Genomic DNA, 13,867 nt, shown 5'->3' with positions numbered 1-13,867 from the left:
CGGGCGGTCGGGCGGCCGGCGGCGGAGGGGCCACGCCCGCGTCACGCGGTCAGTCAGTGGTGGGTGGTACGGCCGGTGCTCACCGGTCGCCGGCCGGGCGGCGTGGTTCGCGCCGCATCGCCCACAGCGCCGGCCCGCCCTGCGGCAGCCGCAGCTCCTCGCGCACGGTGAAGCCGAAGCGCTCGTAGAAGGGCGGGTCGGCCGGCTTGGAGGGCTCCAGACAGACCGGCAGACCCTCCGCGTCGGCCTTGACCGGCCCGAGCGCAGCAGGGCGGTCCCGAGCCCCTGGCCCCGGGCGGCCGGGTCGGCACCGATCACCGCCAGGTACCAGTGCGGCTCCCGGGGCGTGTGCCCGGCGGCCATCCCGACTCCGGCCGCGAACCGCTCGGCCCGGTCGCCCAGGACCTCCTGGAGCTCCCGGACGGTCTCCGCGTCCGGAACGGCCTTGTCCCGCGCCTCCGGCGGGACCCAGAACGCCGCGGCCGCCCCGGCGCGTTCGCCTGTGCCGTGGTGGACGTACTGCCGGGTGAAGAGCGTGGTGAAGCGGCGTTCCAGCCTCTGCGCGCGCGAGGCGTCACCGGGGAAGAACCAGCGCATCGTCGGGTCGTACTCGAAGGCGCGGGCCAGGGTGCGGCCGATCAGCGAGGTGTCGTCGGCCGTCGCCGCTTCGGGGTCGTTTGTCACCGGCGTGCGGCTCATTCCGTACCCCCGGGTGGCTCCCGGCCGTGGGGCGGGCCCGGCCGGCTCGTGGAGCCGACGGGGGGCGGAGCGCGAGGAGTTGGGCTCCGGGCCGGGGCGGTGGCGAGGCCGGGCCCAGGGCGGTGGCGGGGTCGGTGCTCGCCGCACGGCCGGGCTCCGGGCACCGGCCGCCGGGCGGACGGCGGTCGTGGGACGGGGCCCCGTGTCCGCCGCTGTCGCCACCGCCCGCCCCGGCGCGCGGGTGGGTGTACGGTCCGGGGCCCTTGTGCCGTACGCCCTGCCGCCGGGCGGCTCGCCGGGGAACGGCGGTCGCGCGTGCGCCCTGTCGCCCGGGCGGACGCGGCCGGCGCCCGGGGCCGAGGGGGCGGACGCGGGTGCCCGGGGCCGAGGGTACGGCCCGGGCGCGCGGGCCGGTTCGTCCGCCGGGTCCGCCTCCGCCGCCACCGGGGTCGGTACGGGCGCGGCGGACCGGGTCCTCAGTCCCGGCGGGCCAGCAGCGCCACCGGGCGGTCGCCGAACAGCTCCGCCAGGGCGACCGGGGCGCCGCCCGGGAACTCCCGGGCCCCCGCCGGGTCCCCGGCCAGCGCGTCGTGCCAGACCCCTTCGGGCAGGGTGAGCGCGGTGTCCGCCCAGCCACCGGACTGCGCCAGCCGGAGCGAGAGCCGGGTCACCGCCGTGACCACCTCGTCCGCGCGGGCGAAGGCCAGGCAGTGTCCGGCGGCCGGGCCGGTGGCGGTCAGCGGGGTGTAGCCGCCGGCCGGGCCGAACGCCTCCGGGCGCTCCCGGCGCAGCGCCAGGGCCGCCCGGGTCAGCCCGGTCTTCTCGTCCTCGCCGCGCTCGTCACCGGGCTCGGCCGCCGCGAACGGCGCCCGGTTGTCCGGGTCGACCAGCGCCCGGTACTCCCGCTCGGTGCCCTGGTACAGGTCCGGCACGCCCGGCATGGTCAGCTGGAGCAGGGCCGCGCCCAGGATGTTGGCCCGGAAGTGCGGGGCCAGTTCGCGGGCCAGCACCTCCACCAGGTACTGCGGGGGACCGGCCGGGCCCGCGGCCGCGAAGTCGGTGACGGCCCGTTCGTACGCCTCGTCCGGCTCGGTCCAGGTGGTGCGCAGGCCCGCCTCGCGGACCGCCTTGAGCAGCGCGGGCCCCAGCCGCGCGGCGTCCGGCGTCCCGAAGCCGACCGCCGTCTGCCAGCCGGTCCAGCCCACTCCGCCGTCGGGCGCGGGCGCCTTGGGGTCCACGTCGGCGAGCAGTTTGGCGAACCGCTCCGGGCACTCCGAGAGCACCGCGATCCGGGCCCGGACGTCGGCGCTGCGCTTGGTGTCATGAGTGGAGAGCACCGTCCCGGAGGCCGGCCAGTCGCGGGCCAGCCGGGCGCAGTAGGTGTGGAACGCCGCCGGCTCCACGGCCGGCCGCCCCGGCTCCCCGCCCACCTCATTGGCCGAGAGCAGCGGGGTGTGGCGGTAGAAGGCCAGGTCCTCCAGGGACTTGGCGCGCAGCGCCGACGAGGTCTGGGCGAACCGCACCCGGAACGCCCGCTCGTCCGGCCCGTCCCCGCGCAGCCCGAGCGCCAGGTCCCGTACGAGGTCGACCGCCGCCGCCTCGTCCGGCACGGCGAAGGCCGCCCGGGCCTCGGCCGCCGCCTCCGGGGTCAGTACGGTCTCGTCCCCGGTGCCGTACGGCCGGTAGACCGGCAGCCGGACCAGCAGCTCCCGGACGGCCTCCCGCAGCGCCCAGGGGGCGTGGTCGCGGGTCGCCGGGTCGGCGGCGGCGATGCGTTCCGCCGTCCGGGTGAGGTAGGAGACCTCGGCGGCGAGCTGATGGGTGACCACCTCGTACGCCGCCCGGCGCGCCGTGGCCGCCCAGTCGCCGCCCCGGTCGGCGGCGGGCCGGGCGTACGCCCGATACCGCTCGGTCAGCTCGGCCGCGCCCGCCGGGTCCACGAAGACCCCGTCGATCCGGCGCAGCGCGTCGTACCCGGTCGTCCCGGCCACCGGCCAGCTCGCGGGGAGTCGTTCCTCCTCGCTGAGGATCTTCTCCACCACCGTCCAGCAGCCGCCGGTCGCCCGGTCCAGCTCGCGCAGATACGTTTCGGGGTCCGCGAGCCCGTCCGGGTGGTCGATGCGCAGCCCCTCGATCACCCCGTCCCGCACCAGCTCCAGGATCTTGACATGGGTGGCCGCGAACACCTCCGGGTCCTCCACCCGCACCCCGATGAGGTCCGAGATGGTGAAGAAGCGCCGGTAGTTGAGCTCGGTGCGGGCCAGCCGCCACCAGCCGAGCCGGTACCACTGGGCGTCCAGCAGCTCCGGCAGCGGCAGTCCCTCCGTACCGGGCCGCAGCGGGAACTCCTGGCCCCCGCAGCGCAGCAGACCGTCCACCACCCGGGCTCCGGCCAGCTCGTCCCCGATCCGGCCGCCGAGCACCGGCAGCAGTACCTTGCCGTCCCCGCCCGCCCAGTCGATGTCGAACCAGCGGGCGTACCGCGACCCGGGCCCCTCCCGCAGCACCTCCCGGAGCCGGTGGTTGTGGCGCGGGGAGGCCGCCATGTGGTTGGGCACCAGGTCCACCACGAGCCCCAGGCCGTTGGCCCTGGCCGTCGCGGCGAGGGACCGCAGCCCCGCCTCGCCGCCCAGCTCCTCGCGCACCCGGCCGTGGTCGGTCACGTCGTACCCGTGCGAGGAGCCGGGGACCGCCTCCAGGACCGGGGAGAGATGGAGGTGGGACACCCCGAGCGAGGCCAGGCGGGGCACCGCGCGCTCGGCGGCCGGGAACGGGAACTCCGGCTGGATCTGGAGCCGGTAGGTGGCAGAGGGCGTCATGGACACGCTGGTACCCGCTGGAACGCGGTCTCTGTCATCGGCTCACGCCATTTACGCCCCCCGCCGCACCGGGGCGCGGGCGGCCGAGGGCCGCACTCCGGAGCGCGCGATCGGGGGACCGGCGGCCGGGGGATCGGGGGGCGGGGGTACGCCCGGCCCGGTACCCGTGCGGGCGGTCGCCGTACCCCGGCCCGGCCTGCTGTCCGCGCGCGCGGACGGCGTACCCCGGCCCGGGGGGCCCGGGTACGCACTACGAGCATCCGAAAAGGTGAATCGCCGCCGGGTGCCCGGCGCCCGGTGTCCGGTCCGTGCGCCCGGCGGTTCCGGACGGACACCGGCCGGTACGCCCGACGGGGCCGGGGAGGCCCCGGCCGGGCCCGGGGCCGGGCGCACCAGGGCCCGGTGGGCGCCGGGCCGGGGCGTTACGCCGGGCGGCGCAGGACGGTCATGCTGCGACCCATCAGGGTGAGCCGGTCGCCCGCGGCCACCTTGGCGCCCTGGCCGGGCCGGACGCTCTCCGGCACCGCCGTGTCCACCACCACCTGCCACTGCCGGCCGTGGTTGACCGGGACCACGAACTCCAGCTCCTCCGCCCCGGCGTTGAACATCAGCAGGAAGGAGTCGTCCGCGATCCGCTCGCCGCGCGGCCCGGGCTCCGAGATGGCGTTGCCGTTCAGGAAGACCGACAGCGCCTTGGCGTGCGCCGCCTGCCAGTCCTCGGAGGTCATCTCGGAGCCGTCCGGGGTGAACCAGTTGATGTCCGACAGCTCGTCGTGGGTGCCCTCCACCGGCCGCCCGTGGAAGAAGCGCCGGCGCCGGAAGACCGGGTGGTCCCGGCGCAGCCAGACCATCGAACGGGTGAATTCGAGCAGCGCCCGGGCCTCCGCGGCCGCCTTGCCGCCCGGCGCGCCGGCCCGGTCCCCGGAGCCGGCCGGGCCTTCGCCGTCCGCCACCGGAGGGGCCTCCGGCGCCTCCGTGGTCCCGGCGTCCGGCCACTCCACCCAGGACAGCTCGTTGTCCTGGCAGTAGGCGTTGTTGTTGCCGCGCTGGCTGCGGCCGAACTCGTCCCCGTGGCTGAGCATCGGTACCCCCTGGGAGAGCAGCAGGGTGGCGATGAAGTTGCGGGTCTGGCGCAGCCGCAGCGCGTTGATCTCGTCGTTGTCCGTCTCGCCCTCGGCACCGCAGTTCCAGGACCGGTTGTGGCTCTCGCCGTCCCGGTTGTTCTCGCCGTTGGCCTCGTTGTGCTTCTCGTTGTACGAGACCAGGTCGCGCAGGGTGAAACCGTCGTGGCAGGTGACGAAGTTGACCGAGGCCAGCGGACGGCGCCCGTCGTCCTGGTACAGGTCCGAGGAACCGGTCAGCCGGGAGGCGAACTCCGCCAGGGTGCGCGGCTCGCCCCGCCACAGGTCCCGGACCGTGTCCCGATACATGCCGTTCCACTCGGTCCACAGCGGCGGGAAGTTGCCCACCTGGTAACCGCCCTCGCCCACGTCCCAGGGCTCGGCGATCAGCTTCACCTGGCTCACCACCGGGTCCTGCTGGACCAGGTCGAAGAAGGACGACAGCCGGTCCACCTCGTGGAACTGCCGGGCCAGGGTCGCCGCCAGATCGAAGCGGAAACCGTCGACATGCATCTCGGTCACCCAGTACCGCAGCGAGTCCATGATCAGCTGAAGGACGTGCGGGGAGCGCATCAGCAGCGAGTTGCCGGTGCCGGTGGTGTCCATGTAGTACCGGGGGTCGTCGGTGAGGCGGTAGTACGACGGGTTGTCAAGCCCCCGGAAGGAGAGCGTCGGGCCCAGGTGGTTGCCCTCGGCGGTGTGGTTGTAGACCACGTCCAGGATGACTTCGATCCCCGCCTGGTGGAGCGCCCGGACCGCCGACTTGAACTCCAGCACCTGCTGGCCCCGGTCGCCCCAGGAGGCATAGGTGTTGTGCGGGGCGAAGAAGCCGATGGTGTTGTAACCCCAGTAGTTGGCGAGTCCGGCGTCCGCGAGCCGGTGGTCGTTGACGAACTGGTGGACCGGCATCAGCTCCAGCGCCGTGACCCCCAGCTCCGTCAGGTGCTCCAGCACGGCGGGGTGCGCGAGCCCCGCGTAGGTGCCACGCAGATCGTCCGGGAGGGCCGGGTGGCGCATCGTCAGGCCCTTGACGTGCGCCTCGTAGATCACGGTCCGGTGGTAGTCGGTGCGCGGCGGCCGGTCGTCACCCCAGTCGAAGTAGGGGTTGACGACCACCGAGGCCATGGTGTGCGGCGCGGAGTCCAGGTCGTTGCGGGAGTCCGGCTTGCCGAAGTGGTAGCCGTACACCGCCTCGCCCCAGTCGATCGCACCGGAGACGGCCCGCGCGTACGGGTCGAGGAGCAGCTTGGCGGAGTTGCAGCGCTGCCCGTGCTCCGGCGCGTACGGCCCGTGGACCCGGAAGCCGTACCGCTGACCCGGCATCACCCCCGGCAGATACGCGTGGCGCACAAAGGCGTCGCTCTCCCGCAGCTCCACCGCGGTCTCGGAGCCGTCGTCGTGGAGCAGACACAGCTCGATTCGTTCGGCGGTCTCCGAGAAGACCGCGAAGTTGGTTCCGGCGCCGTCGTAGGTGGCACCGAGGGGATACGCCTGTCCCGGCCAGACCTGCATCGATAGGACTCTTCCACTTCTGATCCGGCTGAATGGTGGCTTTTTTGCCGATCCTCCCCGAAAGTGGTGCGACCTCCTAGGACTTCCCGCCGTCGGGGACGGTGAGTCGCCCGGAGCCGGCGCTTCCGGCCCCTCCGCCCCGCGCGCCCGGTGCGGCTCGCTCCGGCCTCCCGTTCTCTGTACCCCGCCCGTGCCCGGCTTCCACCCGGACCCGCCCCCGGCGGCCCGGACCGGAACCGGCCGCCACGCCGGTCCTGCCCCGGGCATGTACCCGGCCCGTGCCGGGTGGATACCCCGCTTCCGGCCGGGCAAGGCGAGGACCGGGGGCGAGGACCGGTCAACCTCGCACATCTGGATGTCGCCCGCATCGAACGCCGTCCGGCGGTGCCCGGGACCGCCTCCGGCGGCCGTCCGGCGGCCCCGTCCGGGCGGTGCCAATCATTATGAATCCGCTCACTCCGGTCGAACTCGGCCCGGAGAACGGCCATTTTGGCCAGGGGAGTTGACCGGGGAGGGACGGCAACGGGCTGCGTCCCGGCCCACTCCCGGAGTAACCTTCCTTGATCGTTGGAGACGGGTGCACACGGGTGTACGGAAGCAGAAGGCGGTGCGCGGGTGAGCTCGGGAGGGCTGGAGCTGCCCCCAGGTGACCCAGGTCATGAGGGGGACTCCACTGACCCCGCTGATGTCCCGCCCGGCGCGGTCTCCCTCGCCCGGCCCATGGAGATCGGCGCGGAACTGGACTGGGGACCGGACGCCTGGAGCGAGGTGCGCACCCGGGCCCAGCGGGCTGGCCGCGCCTACATCTGGCTGAATCTGGTCGAACAGCGGCTGCGTGCCGTGGTGGCGGCGGTGCTGCGTCCGGTCTACGAGCCGGTGCACGGCGACGAGTGGGTGGTGGCCGCCGCCGGCCCCGCCGGACAGGAGTGGGTGCAGCGGGCGGTGGCGGTCCGGGAGGTGTCCCGCCGCAAGGGCTATCTCCTCGACCCGGCCGACGACAATGTGCTGAGCTTCCTCACCCTGCCCCAGCTGCGGGAGCTGATGGTCCAGCACTGGCCCTGCTTCGAGCCCTACTTCGACGACCGCCGCGAGGTGGAACTCGCCCTGGACGAGCTGGAGGTCACCCGGAACGTGGTCTCCCGCAACCGGGCGCTCTCCCGGACCGTGCTGGACCAGTCGGAGCGGGCCAGTGCCCGGCTCCTGGAGATCCTGGGCGGTGGCGCCGGGGTGCCGTCCGCCCACCGGCTGCCGGTGGACGCGGTGGAGGACCTGGTCGGGGACCGGTACGCGGACGTGGTCTCGGTCCACCCGGACCGGGTGCGGCTCCAGCGGCAGCTGCCCGCCGAGGACCTGTTCGGCGGCGCCCGCCGGCTGGACGCCATCGGCATAGGTCTCAATCTGCTGGTGCAGAACTTCTCCGGGCGCCGGCTGGTGCGGCTGGCCGAGACCGGCTGCCGGATACGGCTGCTCTTCCTCAATCCGGCCAGCAGCGCCGTCCGGCGGCGGGAGCGGGAGCTGGGGATCAAGAAGGGCGAGCTGAGCCGCTCGGTCGAGATGAACATCCTGCACATGCGCCGGGTGCGCGCCCGGCTCCGCGACCCGGGCGCCTTCGAGATCCAGGTCTTCGACGAGACCCCCCGCTTCACCGCCTATCTGGTGGATGGCGACGGGCCGGACGGGGTCGGGGTCGTCCAGTCGTATCTGCGCCGGGCCCGGGGGATGGAGGCGCCGGTCCTGGTGCTGCGCGGCGGCAGGCGGGCGGTGGTCCGGTCCGGCGCGGAGAGCGAACACGGCCTCTTCGAGATCTACCGGGAGGAGTTCGAGTCCGTCTGGACCGACTCCCGCCCGGTCTCCTGACCGGCGCTCCGGTCAGTTCTCCGGCGGGCCGTCGGACCGGTCGCCCGGACGGTCGGCCCGGACGGCCGGATCCCCCCCCGCCCGGCCCGGCCCCCCGGGAAGCCGCCAAGTCGGGTTGGTACCCGCACGGTCCGGGAACCCGGCCTGACGCCCCGTCGGCGCCCTCGTCGGGAGGGAGCCGGGGACGGCGTTGTCAGTGGCGCGTGCCAGGGTGAAGGACACAGGGGGAGTGCACCGCGGGACCGTGCGCACCAGGGCGCCGCGCGTCCGGCGCGCCCGGACGGGGGAACGCACCAGAGCACCGTGGAAGGAGCAGCATGGGCTGGCACGGGGAGACGCTCGTCGGCTTCGATCTGGAGACGACGGGCACGGATCCGCGCGAGGCGCGGATCGTGACGGCGGCGATCGTGGAGGTGCGGGCCGGGGAGGTGACGGCCCGTCGGCAGTGGCTGGCCGATCCGGGCGTCCGGATACCGGCGCAGGCGTCCGCCATCCATGGCATCAGCACCGAGCGGGCCGCCGCCGACGGGCGCCCGGGCCGCGAGGTGGCGGAGGAGCTGGCCGAGGCGCTCACCGGATACTGGGCTAGGGGTGTCCCGGTCGTGGCGTACAATGCCGCCTTCGATCTGACCCTGCTCGCCGCCGAACTGCTGCGGTACGGGCTGCCGTCGCTCGGTGACCGGCTGGGCGGCGCCCCGGCCGGTCCGGTGATCGATCCGTACACCATCGACCGGGCCGTCGACCGCTACCGGCGCGGCAAGCGCAATCTGGAGGCGGTCTGCGGGGAGTACGGCGTACGGCTGGACGGTGCCCACGAGGCGGCGGCCGACGCGCTCGCGGCGGTGCTGGTCGCCCGGGCGATAGCCGGGCGGCACCCCTCGGTGGCCGCGCTGACCCCGGCCGAGCTGCATGACCGCCAGATCGGGTGGTACGCCGAGTGGGCCGCCGACTTCCAGGGGTTCCTGCGCCGCAAGGGGAGCCCGGACGCGGTGATCGACCCGGTCTGGCCGCTGCGGGAGCCGGTCCCGGGCACCCCGGTCCGGACACCCTGAACCGGCGTCAGAACGGGTACCAGCGCACCTCCGGGTCGCCGTCCCGGAGCGAGGCCACCCGGCGGCGGAACTCGGCCAGCGCCTTCGGGTTGTACGGGGCGTGCTGGGCCACCCAGGCACAGCTGGCCGTCTCCCGGGCGCCGCGCAGCACCGCGCAGCCGTCCCACTCGCGTACGTCCCAGCCGTAGGCCCGGGTGAACGCGTCATGGGCCGCCGGGTCCAGGCCGTACCGGTCGCGGGCGAGCGCGAGCACCACCAGGTCGTGTTCCCGCAGGTCCGAGGAGAAGGTCTCCAGGTCCACTAGCACGGGTCCGTCCGGGCCCACCTGGACGTTCCGGGGCAGCGCGTCGCCATGGACCGGACCCGGCGTCAGCCGGGGGGTGAGCGCGGCAGCGGCGGTGGCGAACCCGTCCCGGCGCTCCCGCAGATAGGCGGCGTCCGCCGGGTCCACCGCCTCCCCGGCCAGCCGCAGCCAGCGCTCGACCCCGCCCAGCAGGTCCCGGCGCGGCAGCGGGACCGGCGGCTCGGGCAGCGCGTGCACGGCCCGGAGCAGCGGCGCCAGGTCGCGGGGCTCGGCGGGCCGGACGGCGGCGGGCAGCCGGTACCAGAGGGTCACCGGGTGCCCGGCCACCAGCCGGGGCGCCGGCTCCGCCGCCCGGGCCGCCGGGACACCGCACCCGGCCAGCCAGGCGGAGACGGCGAGCTCCCGCTCGGCGCGGGCCAGCAGCTCGGCGTCCCGGCCCACCTTCACCACCAGGTCACCGACGCCGAAGGCCGCGTTCTCGCCCAGCGCCAGCAGCTCCGCGCCGGCCACCTCCGCCGCGCCCGCCACCCCGGCCGCCGCCAGGACCTCCCGTGCCCGTGCCTCGTCCACCGTCGTCCGCTTCCTTCCGCTGTCCGCGCGCCATGGGCCATGTGCCGCCGCCGTGCCCCGGTCCGTACCGGGCCGCGCCGGGGCCGGTTCGCCGGCGCCCGGCTCCGGCAGTCTCGCATCCCCGGAGCGGCGGGCCGCCGGCCGCCCGCCCGGGCCGGGGGCCACCCGCACGGCCGGGCGTGCGGTCTCCGGCGGGGGTGGTGGTTCGAACGAGGGTGCAGGGAGACGACATGCCCGGATTTGGCTGGTTTTTGATGTCGGCTCGTTGTTGAGTGGGTCCCGGTCGGGCGACGCTCTTGATATGAGCGCGTCAATCCGCCAGTCTTTCGAGCCGGCGCCCGGAGGATTTCCGTCCGAGGGCCGGTCCCCCCACAGAATGACGAGGAGACCCCTCTACATGACCACTCGCAAGCGTGGATCCCGGCTCGCCGCCGCCCTGGCGGCGGTGGCCGGAGTCAGCGTGCTGGGCATGTCCTTCGCCGGCGCCGCCGTCCCCCCTCCCAAGCCCCCGGCGGGTACGGTCCACGGGGCCGGCGCCCAGGGCGCCGTCACCGGCAGCTACATCGTGCTGCTGCACGGCCGGTCCGCCGAGACCGACAAGGCGGCCAAACAACGGCTGGCGCAGAAGTACGGCGGCACCCTGAAGCGCACCTACTCCTTCGCCGTCAACGGCTTCTCGGCCGACAACCTGTCCGAGGCCAAGGCGAAGGAACTCGCCGCCGACCCGGCGGTCTCCGCCGTGGTGCAGAACAAGACGTTCCGGATCAGCTCCGCCGCGGCCGGCGCCACCACTGTCAGTGCCACCCAGGAGAATCCGCCCTCCTGGGGGCTCGACCGGATCGACCAGACCGACGCCGCCCTGGACAAGAAGTTCACCTATCCGGACACGGCCGGTGAGGGCGTCACCGCCTATGTGGTGGACACCGGTGTCCGGCTCACCCACCAGGACTTCGAGGGCCGGGCCACCTCCGGCTTCGACGCCATCGACAACGACACCGACGCCAGTGACGGACACGGCCACGGCACCCATGTCGCGGCCACCCTCGCCGGAGCCGCCCACGGTGTCGCCAAGAAGGCGAAGATCGTGGCCGTCCGGGTGCTCGACGACTCGGGTGCCGGCACCACCGATCAGGTCGTGGCCGGGATCGACTGGGTGACCGAGCACCACCAGGGGCCGTCGGTCGCCAACATGAGCCTCGGCGGCGGTGCCGACCAGGCGATGGACGCGGCCGTGCGCGGCGCCGTCGCGGCCGGGATCACCTTCGGCGTGGCGGCCGGCAACGAGAGCCAGGACGTCCAGCAGGTCTCCCCGGCGCGGGTGGCCGAGGCCATCACGGTCGCCTCCTCCACCACCGCCGACCAGCAGTCCGACTTCTCCAACTTCGGCACGCTGGTGGACCTGTACGCCCCCGGTTCCTCCATCACCTCGGCCTGGAACGACAGCGACACCGGCACCAAGACCCTTTCGGGTACGTCCATGGCCACCCCGCACGTGGTCGGCGCCGCCGCGATCTATCTGGCCGGCCACCCGGACGCCACGCCCGAGCAGGTCACCAGGGCCCTGGTGGACGGGGCCACCGCGGGCAAGATCACCAACGCCACCCAGGGCACGCCCAACAAGCTGCTGAGGATCGTCCAGTAGCGGGGTTACCCTCCCAGAACCGGTGGCCGCCGTGCCCGCCCCCATGGGGCACGGCGGCCACCGCCCGTTCTGTCAGGATGGGGGCCATGGAGATCACCTACGCCGCCCTGCTGCGCGGAATCAATGTCGGCGGCGGCAAGAAGGTCCCGATGGCCGAGCTGCGGGACCTGCTCACCGGCCTGGGCCATACCGGTGCGACCACCTATCTCCAGAGCGGGAACGCGGTCTTCACCGCCGCCTCCGGCACCGGCGAGGACGCCCTCGCCGCCGAGCTGGAGACCGCGATCGAGGAGCGGTTCGGCTTCCGCGTCGACTGCCTGGTCCGCTCCGGTCCCTACCTCCGGTCCGTGCGGGACGCCTGCCCCTTCCCGGCCGGCCGGCTGGAGGGCCGACAACTGCACGTCACCTTCTTCTCCGGGCCCGTCGCCGCCGACCGGTTCGCCGCGCTGGACGCGGACGCCTTCCGGCCCGAGGAGTTCCGGCTCGGCGACCGGGCGCTCTATCTGTACGCGCCCGAGGGCCTGGGCCGCTCCAAACTGGCCGTCGCGCTCTCCCGCCCCGCGCTGAACCGGGGCCTCGTCGCCACCTCGCGCAACTGGAACACTGTCCGGAAGCTGGCCGAACTGACCGGCGGCTGACGCCCGGTGGCCGCGCCCGGCCCACCGGCCCCGCGCCCGCCCGGTGGCCGGCGCCCGGCCGCGTGTCCGCCCGCCCGCCCCGCGCCTGCCCGGACCGGTGCCGCGTCCGGGGCCCGGACCGGCACGGGCCCCGCGCCCGAGGCCCCCGCCCGGCTCAGCGCCGTACCAGCCGCCTCAGCGCCAGCCGGGCCAGCGGCGCGTACCCGGCCACCGCCCAGACCGGTCCCGTCACCCGAAGCTCGGTCAGCGCCCCGCCGCCCGGCCGCTCCCGCACCTCGTGGCGCAGCCGCAGCCGGACCGGCCCCAGCCGCACCCGCCAGCTCCAGATCCGCCGCTCCTCGTCCACCGCCTCCACCACGAACGGCACGCCCACCCCGAGCACCGTCCGGATCTCCCCGCGCAGCCCCGGCACCACCCGGTCCCCGGCCACCCGCACCGCCCGGATCTGCGGTGACCACTCCGGCCAGCACCCCGGCGTCACATACCGCCGCCACACCGTCTCCACCGGCGCCGTCCCCGCCGCCCGAAGCCGCACCTCCGTCACCGGCCACCTCCGTACCCGTCCGCCGAAAACCCCATCGTGGTGCCCACCGGCCCCCGCCGCACCCGCGTGCGACCTTCCGGATGACGGGCCTTCAGCGCCCGTGGCGGGGTACCCGGGTGCGCATGGGGATGCCAAGAGCAATGAAGATCGCGCTCTACGCGGTGGGGCTGTATGTGATCTGTGTGCTGATGCTGCGCTTCCGGCGCGACGGGATGGAGTGGGACAAGGCGCTGCTGGTCGGTCTCGCGGTGACACCGCTGGCGGCGGGCCTCGGCTGGCTGCGGGACGGCATGCTGAAGGGAGCGCCCGAGCGGGGGCGGAGGTGGCGGGCCAGGCGGCAGAACCGGGCCTGACGGCCGCGCCGGGGCTCAGGCGACGGCGGCGTGGGACCGCCAGGCACGGGCCTCGTCGTAGCGGGTGAGCAGCAGCCGGGCCAGTTCGGGGGCGGGACCGAGGACGCCGGCGAGGACGTCCGCGCCCGCGGCGCCCGCGGCGATGCGGTCCGGAAGGCGGCCGGGCGCGATGACGTACGGGGCCACCGCCACCCGGGCCACCCCCTGGGCACGCAGGGCGCGGACCGCGTCCTCCGTACGGGGCGTGGAAGCGGAGGCGAACGCGGGCCGCACGGCGCACCAACCGGCGCGCCGCAGCTCCCGCGCCGTTTCTGCGATCGCCGCGCCCGCCTCCGGGTCGGTGGAGCCCGCCGAGGCCAGGACGACCCCGGTGCCGGACTTGTCGCCGGGGCTCAGCCCGGCCTCGTACAGCCGCCGTTCCACCGCTGCGAGCAGCAGCGGGGAGGGGCCGAGCACCGGGGCCTGGCGCACCCGCAGGCCCGGCGGCGCCTCCCGCAGCGCGGCGGGGAGGTCGGACTTGGCGTGGAAGGCCCGGGTCAGCAGCAGCGGCAGGGCCACCACCTCCCGTGCCCCCTCGGCCGCCAGCCGGTCGAGCACGGCCGGCACCGAGGGCACATTGAAGTCGAGGAACGCCGTCTCCGTCCGCACCCCGGGCCGGAGCGCGGCGGCCCGGCGCACCAGGGCGTGGACGGTCGCGGCGTGCCGGGGGTCCCGGCTGCCGTGGGCGACGACGAGAAGGACGGGGGAGGCGTGCAT

The 13,867-nt window shown here is 75.0% G+C and carries 10 protein-coding genes and 1 pseudogene; 5 read left to right on the top strand and 6 right to left on the bottom strand.

What is annotated here, in order from left to right:
• Positions 1-79: 79 nt before the first annotated feature.
• The 3 genes and pseudogenes from NX801_RS07345 to glgX all read right to left on the bottom strand — a co-directional run bounded on the left by NX801_RS07345 (position 80) and on the right by glgX (position 6,151).
• Positions 80-699, bottom strand: a pseudogene (locus tag NX801_RS07345) (GNAT family N-acetyltransferase).
• Positions 700-1,175: 476 nt separating this feature from the next.
• Positions 1,176-3,518 (bottom strand): malto-oligosyltrehalose synthase, encoded by a 2,343-nt coding sequence (gene treY / locus NX801_RS07340; RefSeq protein ID WP_258786297.1) that lies wholly within the window; start codon positions 3,516-3,518, stop codon positions 1,176-1,178.
• Between the two features lie 422 nt (positions 3,519-3,940).
• Positions 3,941-6,151 carry a glycogen debranching protein GlgX gene (gene glgX, locus NX801_RS07335; protein ID WP_258786296.1) on the bottom strand — a complete coding sequence of 737 codons (2,211 nt, stop codon included), beginning with the start codon at positions 6,149-6,151 and terminating at the stop codon, positions 3,941-3,943.
• 615 nt (positions 6,152-6,766) lie between these two features.
• Between glgX and NX801_RS07330 the strand changes: the two genes are divergently transcribed.
• Both NX801_RS07330 and NX801_RS07325 read left to right on the top strand, forming a co-directional pair.
• Positions 6,767-8,008, top strand: coding sequence for a DUF5919 domain-containing protein (locus tag NX801_RS07330; RefSeq protein WP_258786295.1), 1,242 nt, complete (start codon positions 6,767-6,769; stop codon positions 8,006-8,008).
• A 317-nt stretch (positions 8,009-8,325) separates the two neighbouring features.
• Positions 8,326-9,060, top strand: a complete 735-nt coding sequence (locus NX801_RS07325) for a 3'-5' exonuclease (protein ID WP_258786294.1) — start codon at positions 8,326-8,328, stop codon at positions 9,058-9,060.
• Positions 9,061-9,067: 7 nt separating this feature from the next.
• Here the strand turns inward: NX801_RS07325 and NX801_RS07320 are convergent, their stop codons facing one another.
• Complete coding sequence (locus tag NX801_RS07320) at positions 9,068-9,934, bottom strand: aminoglycoside phosphotransferase family protein (protein ID WP_258786293.1); 867 nt, start codon at positions 9,932-9,934, stop codon at positions 9,068-9,070.
• Positions 9,935-10,331: 397 nt separating this feature from the next.
• On the opposite strand from NX801_RS07320, the gene NX801_RS07315 reads away from it, so the two are divergent.
• A complete protein-coding gene (locus NX801_RS07315; protein ID WP_258786292.1) occupies positions 10,332-11,576 on the top strand; it encodes a S8 family peptidase in 1,245 nt (414 codons plus the stop codon).
• An 86-nt stretch (positions 11,577-11,662) separates the two neighbouring features.
• A complete protein-coding gene (locus NX801_RS07310) occupies positions 11,663-12,214 on the top strand; it encodes a DUF1697 domain-containing protein (RefSeq protein ID WP_258786291.1) in 552 nt (183 codons plus the stop codon).
• A 154-nt stretch (positions 12,215-12,368) separates the two neighbouring features.
• On the opposite strand, the gene NX801_RS07305 is transcribed toward NX801_RS07310, so the two are convergent.
• Entirely contained in the window at positions 12,369-12,758 is a 390-nt protein-coding gene (locus NX801_RS07305; RefSeq protein ID WP_428986081.1) for an SRPBCC family protein, read from the bottom strand.
• A 140-nt stretch (positions 12,759-12,898) separates the two neighbouring features.
• On the opposite strand from NX801_RS07305, the gene NX801_RS07300 reads away from it, so the two are divergent.
• Positions 12,899-13,111 (top strand): hypothetical protein, encoded by a 213-nt coding sequence (locus tag NX801_RS07300; protein WP_258786290.1) that lies wholly within the window; start codon positions 12,899-12,901, stop codon positions 13,109-13,111.
• Between the two features lie 15 nt (positions 13,112-13,126).
• On the opposite strand, the gene NX801_RS07295 is transcribed toward NX801_RS07300, so the two are convergent.
• Positions 13,127-13,867: a sirohydrochlorin chelatase gene (locus tag NX801_RS07295; RefSeq protein ID WP_258786289.1), complete on the bottom strand. Its 741-nt coding sequence runs from the start codon at positions 13,865-13,867 to the stop codon at positions 13,127-13,129.

The sequence above is a fragment of the Streptomyces pyxinae genome, assembly GCF_024756275.1.
Classification (GTDB): Bacteria; Actinomycetota; Actinomycetes; order Streptomycetales; family Streptomycetaceae; genus Streptomyces; species Streptomyces pyxinae.
This window is presented reverse-complemented; position numbering and strand designations above follow the sequence as displayed.

What these genes read in the sequence shown, in the direction of transcription:
- treY (WP_258786297.1), bottom strand. Translation starts at nt 3,518, where the DNA reads ATGACGCCCTCTGCCACCTACCGGCTCCAGATCCAGCCGGAGTTCCCG.
- glgX (WP_258786296.1), bottom strand. Translation starts at nt 6,151, where the DNA reads ATGCAGGTCTGGCCGGGACAGGCGTATCCCCTCGGTGCCACCTACGAC.
- NX801_RS07325 (WP_258786294.1), top strand. Translation starts at nt 8,326, where the DNA reads ATGGGCTGGCACGGGGAGACGCTCGTCGGCTTCGATCTGGAGACGACG.
- NX801_RS07315 (WP_258786292.1), top strand. Translation starts at nt 10,332, where the DNA reads ATGACCACTCGCAAGCGTGGATCCCGGCTCGCCGCCGCCCTGGCGGCG.
- NX801_RS07310 (WP_258786291.1), top strand. Translation starts at nt 11,663, where the DNA reads ATGGAGATCACCTACGCCGCCCTGCTGCGCGGAATCAATGTCGGCGGC.
- NX801_RS07300 (WP_258786290.1), top strand. Translation starts at nt 12,899, where the DNA reads ATGAAGATCGCGCTCTACGCGGTGGGGCTGTATGTGATCTGTGTGCTG.
- NX801_RS07295 (WP_258786289.1), bottom strand. Translation starts at nt 13,867, where the DNA reads ATGCACGCCTCCCCCGTCCTTCTCGTCGTCGCCCACGGCAGCCGGGAC.